Raw genomic sequence first — 9,724 nt, forward strand, 5'->3', positions numbered from 1 at the left:
TGTCTTTTGCGAAATCGGCAGCCAGTTCTTCAAGCTCGTTCTGAAGGGCAAGGAAAGGATTATCAAACTTTCTGTATTCAGGAGCCATTCTTACGACTTCAACTTCCATCGCTGCCCCTGTAACGCGCCATGAAAGGATGTTCATGGAGAACAGCATTTCTTTTTTCACTTCCGGACTGACGATAAAATCTGAAATTTCCAGCAATCTGAAAAGTTCATCTATTTCATTTTCAGGAAGATTATGAAAGAAACTCAGATCTTTTTTCGGAGTAAGACTTACATTATCAATCATATACCAGATCGTATTTTCGTTAACGACCGGTGGAAGCACTTTATTCAGAATTCTTTTTTTAAGCTCAGGAATAAAGGCATTTTCTGATAAAATATTGGCTTCTGTAAGGGATAAGTTGAATGCTTTTCCTTTAAAAATATTTTGAAGGTAATATTTAAAATTCTCAAGAATTTCAGTATTTGCTCTGAAAAAGCTGAGAAGATCTGCAAAATCTGACATTTTTACGCTTTCTAAAATTTCGGCAAACGGATCGAGCGAAAGTGTTTCATTCCTAAAAGAGAAATATTTTTTAAGAGCAGACTCAAAACTTGTGCTGGAATTAAAGAGTTTCATTGGTGCAAAGATACTATTTCAGACTCACATTCCTCATCTGTCTCATGATCCAGTTGTGCTTCTTTCTCAGATAAGGAGAGGGATTTTTAGGATCATATTTTTTAGGATTGGGTAAAACGGCTGCAATCCACGCTGCTTCAGAGGTGGTAAGATCTTTGGATGATTTTCCGAAATAATATTCTGAAGCCGCTTCTATCCCGAAAACACCCTGTCCCATTTCTATGGAATTCAGGTATCTTTCCAGAATGATGTCTTTATTCCAGACTTTTTCGATGATGAAAGTATACACTGCTTCCAGTCCTTTTCTGATCCAGCTTCTACCCTGCCAAAGAAAGATATTTTTTGCCGTCTGCTGAGAAATCGTACTTCCTCCTTTTAATTTTTTTCCTTTTTCGTTGTTTTTCATGGCTTTTTCAATCGCCTGATAATCAAAACCATCATGATCGAAAAATTTCTGATCTTCGGAAGCAATTACTGCTTTTTTTACGTTACTTCCCATTTCATCATAGGAAATATAATCTCTCTGCAATCTTCCGTATTCAAAGAGTCCTCCAATCTGGGTAAGCGTAATGGGAGGATTGAAAAATCTTCCCCAGACAATAAAAACTACGTTAAGAATAAGAAGGACGAATATAATCTGTTTAATTTTTTTCCACATAATTTTAAAAAGAAAGTCAAAAATAAGGAAATACTCCGAGTTATTGCAATTCTTTCATGTAAGTAAGCTGATATCCTGGTAAAAGTTCAGGATGAAAAATTTTAATATAGTCTTTCAACACCAGATCTGCACGTACCACACCACTTTCGAAGAAATCGTTTGCCTGTGCTTTTTCTTTTCCTGTAATCACATAGATTTTTCCTTTATTGAAAACATTCAGTTTGCTGTAAAAAGGATTCATGCTAAGCATTTCTTTTTTGGAGATATGATTTCCTGCGTTGATCCAATACTGTACTTTACCGGATTTTGCAAAAACCTCTTCAAAACTCATGGTTACAGCCTTCTGATCTGTATTGTCTTTAAGAATATATTCTGCATTGGCATCGGAAATAAAATTAGCAGCAGAAGTTTTTCCTCCCGGAAGATACCATACATCTCCATACATTTCGTTTGCTAAAACAATTGGTTTTTCTTTTGCAGTAAGCGCCAGTTTTTTCAGATCACTGTAGTTTTTTTCAACTTCATCGAATTTTGTTTCCGCTTCTTTTTCTTTTCCTAAAAGTTTTCCGAAAAGCTTAATGTAAGCTGTCTTTTCCAAAGGTTTCTGCTCCAGATATTCATCCAGAAAGACAACCTGAATTCCGTTATTTTTCAGCAATTGGTATGTATTGTCAAAACTTGCAATGTGATTGGTAAAAATGGCATCTGGTTTCAGGGAAATAATTTTTTCTACGTCATATTTCTGTTCGCTTCCCAAATTCTGAATTTTTCCCTGTTTAGTTAAATTCTGAATTTTTTCAGAATAAATATATTCGGGATTTGATACGCCGATAATGAGATTTTCTGCATTCAGTTCAGAAATATAACCCGCCATACTTGCATTCAGCAGGATAATTTTTTTAAACGGAATCTGATTTTTCTTGAAATCATAGGTGAAATTTCCGGATTTGATGTGTATTCCTCCATTCTCTTCTTTGTACTGCACCAAATTTGAAACTGAAACAGCTTCCGAAGGTGAATTTTTTGTCTCTCTTTTACAAGAGGTTAGCGCGAAAAACGCTATTAATAGTAAAATTCTCGGTTTCATCTTTCAAAGAAAAGAAAAAAGTGCTATATTTGCAAACCTTTAAACGATAAGGAAACAACGGGCTCGTGGCGCAACTGAATAGCGCATCTGATTACGGCTCAGAAGGTTACAGGTTTGAATCCTGTCGAGCTCACAAGACCGACATTTGGAGTTTTCACTCTCTTATGTCGGTTTTTTTATTTCCTAATCCATTGTTATATTGATAGATACACTGAGCGACAATGTTCATTCTAGGTGTTTGAAAACTTTTTCCGTCAAATTCGACTTTTTGGGGAAATATCAAACACCCAATCGTTCTCTTTGTTTGTAAATCGCCCTGCTGATAAAGGTTTGCCAGGTTTTCCATTGAATCAAGCGCATTTTCTATTTTTGGTCTTTATATCTAATTCTTTACTTTCTGAATCTATCAGCTATAGCTCCTGCTCAAGTTGTTCTATTTACGATTTTGTTACTTTTTTGATTTCTTTATATAGTCTTCCTCATCTAATTTATCTGCAACATACTTATCACGTGCACTTGATACCTTTTCGTTAAGCAAATTAATTTCTTTTGAAACTGATTTTCTTTTGTCTTCAATATCGCTAGTAAATTGTTTGTAGTTATCTAAAAGCACTTCCTTTATTAATTCTTTATAACCGGATTATATTCCAGCTTAAACATTTTAAAGCTTAAAGAGTTCATTAAATTTATCCAAGTCAAATCTGAGAAATTTGTATTAATTAATTGATTGTTTAAATTAATCTTTCAGAAAAGTACTCGATTTAGTTCCTTAACAGAAATTTTGTATACAATAATTTTCCGCAACTTAGTTGAAGTTCATGAAATTACAAGATAAGAGATTCAATTAAATACCACACGAAAATTTACTAACCATTCCATAATAAATTAATTCAAAATTCAGTAATAATACTGAATTATTTTTACAGAAATTATATTAATATTGTTTTGTTGATAAAGTATAAACTAAACCTATTAGCACAGGTTGGGGATTTATGTTTTTCCCTATGCTTTCATCTGTTGGTCATAATTTAGTCATGATGTTAGTAACTATTATTATGCTAACTGAGCATATGGGAACATCCTCGAGTTGCTAAGTGGGAAATTAATATCAGACTAAAATTTTACAATTTATATTGTATAAAATGGGATTTGTAAAACAGTGTAATAATTTTTTAATAATCACCCTCGTTATAACTAAAGAATGTTATTGCAATTTTAAAAATATAATTAACTAAAAACTAATAATCTAAATAACCATGAAATTAAAATTTAAAAAACTGATGCTTTTGAGCATTACAGCGGCAATTTTACAGGGGCTTACATCTTGTAAAAAAGAAACTTACTCTAATACTAAAACAAGTTTAGCAAGTATTTTTGAAGATTACAATAAGAATAACGAAATTAAAAATACAGTCGATACCATAGTTCTTGACAATGATCAAATGTTTGTTGACTGGTCTTGGCAAAAATTTTTATGGTTAACGTCAAATACCAAAGATAATGTTCCTGTATTTATGAAAGAATTAAAACAGGTTAATGATTTTGGCGAAGAAATAAAAATAGATTCTTTAAAAAAGAAAGGATTACCATCTTCATACATAAAAGATGGTAAATTACCATTAATCTTAGATTTGTATCAACAAGCAGACGGAACAAAATTGAGTAGCAAGAGCAATTCTCTTGTAAGGTATTCAATACATGCTAATGACGGAATATTAGAGATGTTTCATTCAGCCGATGCATCATTAATTATTAGCCAAGCAGCTGAAATACTAAAAAATGACAGCTTAAAGCGTTCTATTCGTGAGAGTAAAAATCAATATCCAGTTGGTGCTACCGAAATTAAAATAGCTTGGATAGAAACATCTCAAGTAGTAGATTCTACTAAAACGTTTAATATAACTGCAATTGTTAATAAACCTGATAAAAATTTGCACGAAAATTATAATAACGCTGAGCTAAAAAGAATGTCTATGATTGGCTTTCATATATTTACCGTTACAGCAGAGCACCCTGAAGGCGTGTGGTCAACTTTTGATCAACGAGACTTAGCACCAGACAGAACAAGTTTTCATGGAGACCCTGTAAATTCTAAATCAGATAAATACACATTATTCGACGGAAACGCTGTTGGAAATACAGAAGATGGAATTATTCAAGATAAAACCACTCTTACTCCAAAAGTTAAAAATAAAGTATTTCAATCCTACCCTGAAGGAGTTAGATACAATCAGGCATCTCAAGGAATGGAGGTTATTAAAGAAGATAAAGAGTTTGCTACAATGATTAAATCTAGTAACGAATTAGCTAAAAAAGCCCTTACGAATGATAAAGTTAAAATATGGGCGAACTATAAATTTGTAGGCTCTATATGGTCAAAAACGAATGCTCCAATTAATGAGTTGCTAGATGGAGATTTATCAAAACCATATGGTACCGGTAATGGGCAAAGTTTTGGTAGTTTAGATTTAGCAAATGTCACTATGGAAACCACATTCCAAGCAGAAGGAATGAATTGTTTTACTTGTCACTCTATGAATAATAATTTGTATAGGACAAATACATCAAAAAAAATAAATGTTAAGTCTCCTTTGATTAACTCGCACTTATTTGAAAAATATGCAGAATTAAAAGCAGCATTATTAGCAAGTCAAGGAACAGCCAAAACTGACATTAATAAAAAATTGAATACTAATACAATGAAATCTTCTAATAATATAGATGAAATTAATAAGTTAAAAAATAACATAAGGGAATCATCTCGTGAAGAAGCTAGAGAATTACTTAAAAAGTAGTTATAATACCCTTAAAATACTGGATCGATATTTAATTTTAGGTAATTGTATAATTAAATGTACCACGTTTCATCTTTACTTATATCCTATTAACAACGTACAATTAAAATATTCTTTGTAAAATTTCTATGAAAAGGTGGAAGCCAATCTAAGTAAAATAAAGTAAAACTATTTCAATTTAGATTGTTTCAACTATTTAAAATTATATTGCAAAAAAATCTTCTTAATTACGAGAAATTTAATGCTAGATTTCGAATAGCCAATTCTTGTTTAATCTGGCTTAATCGAATCAAATCATCGACAATAGTGTTTGAAGATACGCTCGTTAAGGTCACAAAAACCCAAAAGCGCCAACTAAAAACAGTTGGCGCTTTTTTTATTTAACATTTCTTGTAATTAGTTCTTTTTAAGGAAACCTATATCACATACCCGCCTAAACAGTAAAATTTCAGTATGAAATATTTGATTGAACGGGTACAATGAGCAGGAGCACTAAATTATAATGGAGTTTCTGTTTTTATTATTTCATTAATGTTTTTATTATTTCATTAATGTTTTTATTATATGTAATCCGGCTGATATTTCCTGAATTATTTCGTCGTGTAATATCGAAAAATCTACATTTTGACCGGTCTTATCTTCCCAGTATATTACCTTCTCAGAAAGCTTTATCGGAGTAATATTAATAGGACATTCTTGTATAGAATAAGGAAGTATTTTATTATGTGTAAAAATATAAATTTGTAATATAAAATAAAACTAAACATCAATATCGAATCTATAATATTTCTCATTTATAACCTTTCTTAACCCATTGTATATTTCATAATTTTTTCATATATTTATCAAAACTAAAAAAAACATGAAAAACTATTTATTCGCAGTTACTGCAAGTGTATATGTTTGACATTACACTTTAAATCACCCGAGATGACTCCCTGAGCGCATCAATAGTCTTTGAAAATTATTCATATCATGACTGATAAAATTATGGATGAATCTACCTTATCAAAATTCTTACAATATAACAGTAAAATTATTTCAATTTGGAGTAATAATTAGGGTATACAGAAACAGGAAACTCATTTTAGAACAGAATATCTTTATTAATATAAGTCTGCTTTTATCATTGTCAGCAATCTGAATAATCAATAAAAATCACTGTTAAATTTTACAGTTAAACAGTCTTTAGATTTACATCATCACCAAACATTTATAGCAATATGTCAAAACGGAATCTCTATGCCACCCTTGTTGGCATTAATAATTACAGGGCAGTTAATAAACTGAATGGATGTATACAGGATATTTTAAATATTGATGATACCCTTCGTAAAGTATGTGCTTCTCAGAATGATGATCTGAATTATATGCCCTTGTATTTGCTCGCTCCCAATGAAAATGATCATTCTATTGCAGAGCATGAACACAATATTCAATATAGTGACCCAAGCTTTGAAAATATTACAGGCATAGGCTTTAACCATCTCGCCCAGGCTGGTGAAAAAGATATCTGCCTTTTTTATTTTAGCGGACATGGCTCTACGATAACCTCCCCTCCCGAGTTTAGAGATTATAAAGGGAATCCTCAGAACGAAACTCTTGTTTGTGCAGACAGCCGTACTTCTGGCATACGTGATATTTTAGATATAGAGCTGGCTTACTTACTGTCTAATGCACTAAAAGGTAAACCGAATGTACATTGTCTTGTCATCATGGATTGCTGCCACAGCGCTGACAATACGCGGGCAATTGAAGCAGCATTCGATGTGATGATGGTTCAGAACAGACAGGCTCCCCAATCTACTTCTATTTTGGAATTTAAGGATTGTATAGGCTATAATACAGATTTTTTCACTTTAAAAGACGGCAAGGTTAGCTATAAACCGGCCCGATATGTACAATTATCTGCCTGCCGGGATCATGAACAATCAAGAGATAATCCCCAAGGAGGGTTATTTTCCAGAAAGCTGGTAGAACTGTTGCAGAATGAAGGGACTGCATTAAGTTATTCTAACCTCATGAAAAGCGTAGCTGCTGCAGTATCTATCGCTAATGCAGCTCAAAATCCTGTTGCTGATGCTACCGACCCTGAAGATCTGAATCAGCCTTTTCTTGGAGGCAGTATGGTTCCTTACCGTGCCAGCTTTGAAGTACATTTTAATCGCGGAACAAAACAGTGGGAGCTTATGGCCGGCCTTCTGAACGGGATTACCGGACCTAATAACAATCAGAAAACCATTATCAGAATAGAGGGAACTAATGTGAAGGCAGAAGTTTATCAAGCCAATATGAAAACCAGTTTTCTTCAGGGAAGTGATCTTGATCAACTTGATCCGGCCCAACTTTATCAAGCACAGATTATCAGTCTGGCTTTAAAGAAAAAACGCATCGGGGTTTCACAAAAGATCCGGAATAATGATACAATACTGGGATCTCTGAAAAATGCAGCCAGTAAAGACCTATTGTATGTTGAACTGATAACCGACTCATCACAGGACATCGATTATCTTGTAAATATATATGAAAAAGGCGGAACTCCTTATTATTATCTGTCCGAAATACAACAGGACATCCCAATATTCAAAGCAGAATCTTCAGCGGATATTTTCTGGAATCATACCGATTCGGTTGCCAAATGGTATTTTGTGAAAAAGCTTGAAAACGGAACAACCCGCTTCAAAGCAAGCGATTTCATATTTACCGTGGAAAAAATTGAGGGACAAGCGATTAGTCCTGAAAATGTAAAAGATGTACAGGGTAAGATTTCCCATGTTCCTCCTGAAAATTCAATCGAATTTTCATACAGGGATAATTATGCTCCGGCATTTCGCTTCAGCATCAGCATTCATCCCGATTCTGCTCTCAAAGAATGTTACATTAGCAGTATTTATCTGGATAGTCTTTTTGGTATTTATACTAAAAAAACAAGGCAGGCTATTAATCATCTGACAAAAGACGGAGCTATCCGACTGATAAGCTCTGATAATGGTGATGAATATGATCTGACCGGTTTATTTATTGACCCGGATTATACTTCCTACGGCATTAATGAAATCACAGACTATCTGAAAATTGTGGTATCCTCTCATCCTGATATTAATCTGGATCATTTTGATCAACCCAGCCTTCAGTTGCAAAATCTTAACTATAAAAGTGCCGCAGCCGGAACAGAGCTTTTTAAAGGAGCAGGATCCCCCTTCACTCAGAAACCCTCGGAAGCTGATTGGGCGGTATTCAATTTCCCAATAAGAATCATTGGTCCTAATAAAAGTAAAATATTGAAAGCAGGAACGCCTGTCGTTTTTGATGCTTTTGAAATATCAGCTCCCGGTAATTTTGAAGGATTTGTAACGGCGGTATCCGGATCCGATATTCAGACATCCCGCAGCATTAAAGACCTTTATGGGTCTTCAATCTGGGGAGAAGCTCTTACAGACCGTACTCCTTTTGAATCCGGCCTGGGGTCTGATAACAACTCCATTATAGCCCTTGAAATCAGTGCTTCCGGTAAAGATATCTTTCCTCAGCTTGAGGAAGGAAATCCTTTGAAAATAAAATTAACCCCTTCTTTACAATCAAGATCAATAGATGAATACGACTCCACTATTGTTCCTTACGGCTTTGATGAAGAAAGCGGATTATTCTACCCCGTAGGTTATATGAACAATGAAGAGGAAATCATTATTGAACAGCTTCCAAAAGCAACTTCAGGCTCGTTGGTAAGTGATGCCATTACCAGTAGAAGTATTTCAAGTTCCATAAAGCTATTTTTCAAAAAATTATTCCGGCTACCGACAGAAACCCTGACATTACATTATTTTGAAAATGGCTGGAGTTCTACTACCAATATAAGTACTATAAAGGAAAAACTGCAGTCATTACCTCCAGAAGCTACTCTACCATTTATTATTCATGGTATATTCGGAGATACCAGATCCATGACTGAATCATTAAAAGCTGATGCAAGAGTAGGAAACGGCCTGAAAATGATGCTGAGTTTCGATTATGAGAACCTTGAAAATACAATTCCCGAAATTGCAAAAAAACTGGCCATTCAGTTGAATACAATTGGCCTTCCCGATCAGTCAATGCCTAAGCTCACTGTTGTTGCCCACAGTATGGGAGGATTGGTTACCCGCCAGTTTATTTGTGAAAACGGAGGAGCAGATATGGTATCAAAATTTATTATGGCCGGAACACCCAACGGCGGCTCGGAATGGGGAAAGGCATCAGGACAGATTGTACAGAGTCTGCAATTATTACTGACTCATGCACTCAATGTAACTGGGCCTGTAAAATGGGCTATTACCGGACTGAGCTTTTTAATTAAAAACTTTTATAATCCGGGCAATACGCTTAAAGACATGACTATAGCAAGTCAGTTTCTGAGTGACCTCAGCAATAAAACATTTCCTGCAAATCTTCCTTTTTATATTGTGGGCAGCGATACTGAGCTGGTGGATGATAGTTATACTACCGATGATCCTTTTTTCAAAAAGCTTCCCCAAATATTAAAAACAGGAGCGCTGTACCCCGCCCTTACAAAAGTATTATTT

The 9,724-nt window shown here is 34.2% G+C and carries 5 protein-coding genes, 1 tRNA gene and 1 pseudogene; 3 read left to right on the plus strand and 4 right to left on the minus strand.

Annotated features, from left to right (window positions below; all coding sequences use genetic code 11):
- From WFK35_RS16540 to WFK35_RS16550, 3 genes and pseudogenes are all read right to left on the minus strand, one after another.
- Positions 1–625 (minus strand): annotated as a pseudogene (locus WFK35_RS16540) (recombinase); the annotation flags it as partial.
- A 13-nt stretch (positions 626–638) separates the two neighbouring features.
- Positions 639–1,283, minus strand: a complete 645-nt coding sequence (gene mtgA, locus WFK35_RS16545) for a monofunctional biosynthetic peptidoglycan transglycosylase (protein WP_336689356.1) — start codon at positions 1,281–1,283, stop codon at positions 639–641.
- Between the two features lie 40 nt (positions 1,284–1,323).
- Positions 1,324–2,370, minus strand: coding sequence for an ABC transporter substrate-binding protein (locus tag WFK35_RS16550; RefSeq protein ID WP_336733507.1), 1,047 nt, complete (start codon positions 2,368–2,370; stop codon positions 1,324–1,326).
- A 59-nt stretch (positions 2,371–2,429) separates the two neighbouring features.
- Here WFK35_RS16550 and WFK35_RS16555 point away from each other — a divergent pair.
- Positions 2,430–2,503, plus strand: a tRNA-Arg gene (locus tag WFK35_RS16555).
- A gap of 315 nt (positions 2,504–2,818) precedes the next feature.
- Here the strand turns inward: WFK35_RS16555 and WFK35_RS16560 are convergent.
- Complete coding sequence (locus tag WFK35_RS16560; RefSeq protein WP_214589456.1) at positions 2,819–2,983, minus strand: hypothetical protein; 165 nt, start codon at positions 2,981–2,983, stop codon at positions 2,819–2,821.
- A 643-nt stretch (positions 2,984–3,626) separates the two neighbouring features.
- Between WFK35_RS16560 and WFK35_RS16565 the strand changes: the two genes are divergently transcribed.
- Positions 3,627–5,165, plus strand: a complete 1,539-nt coding sequence (locus WFK35_RS16565) for a hypothetical protein (RefSeq protein WP_336733508.1) — start codon at positions 3,627–3,629, stop codon at positions 5,163–5,165.
- Positions 5,166–6,388: 1,223 nt separating this feature from the next.
- Positions 6,389–9,724 (plus strand): caspase family protein (locus WFK35_RS16570; RefSeq protein WP_336733509.1); only part of this gene is annotated, 3,336 nt, incomplete at its 3' end.

Origin of the sequence: Chryseobacterium sp. VD8 (genome assembly GCF_037149975.1) — a bacterium.
In the GTDB taxonomy this organism is placed as follows: Bacteria; Bacteroidota; Bacteroidia; order Flavobacteriales; family Weeksellaceae; genus Chryseobacterium; species Chryseobacterium indicum.

Excerpts from the sequence above, each read along its gene's own strand:
- WFK35_RS16550 (WP_336733507.1), bottom strand. The coding sequence starts at position 2,370 with ATGAAACCGAGAATTTTACTATTAATAGCGTTTTTCGCGCTAACCTCT.
- mtgA (WP_336689356.1), bottom strand. The coding sequence starts at position 1,283 with ATGTGGAAAAAAATTAAACAGATTATATTCGTCCTTCTTATTCTTAAC.
- WFK35_RS16565 (WP_336733508.1), top strand. The coding sequence starts at position 3,627 with ATGAAATTAAAATTTAAAAAACTGATGCTTTTGAGCATTACAGCGGCA.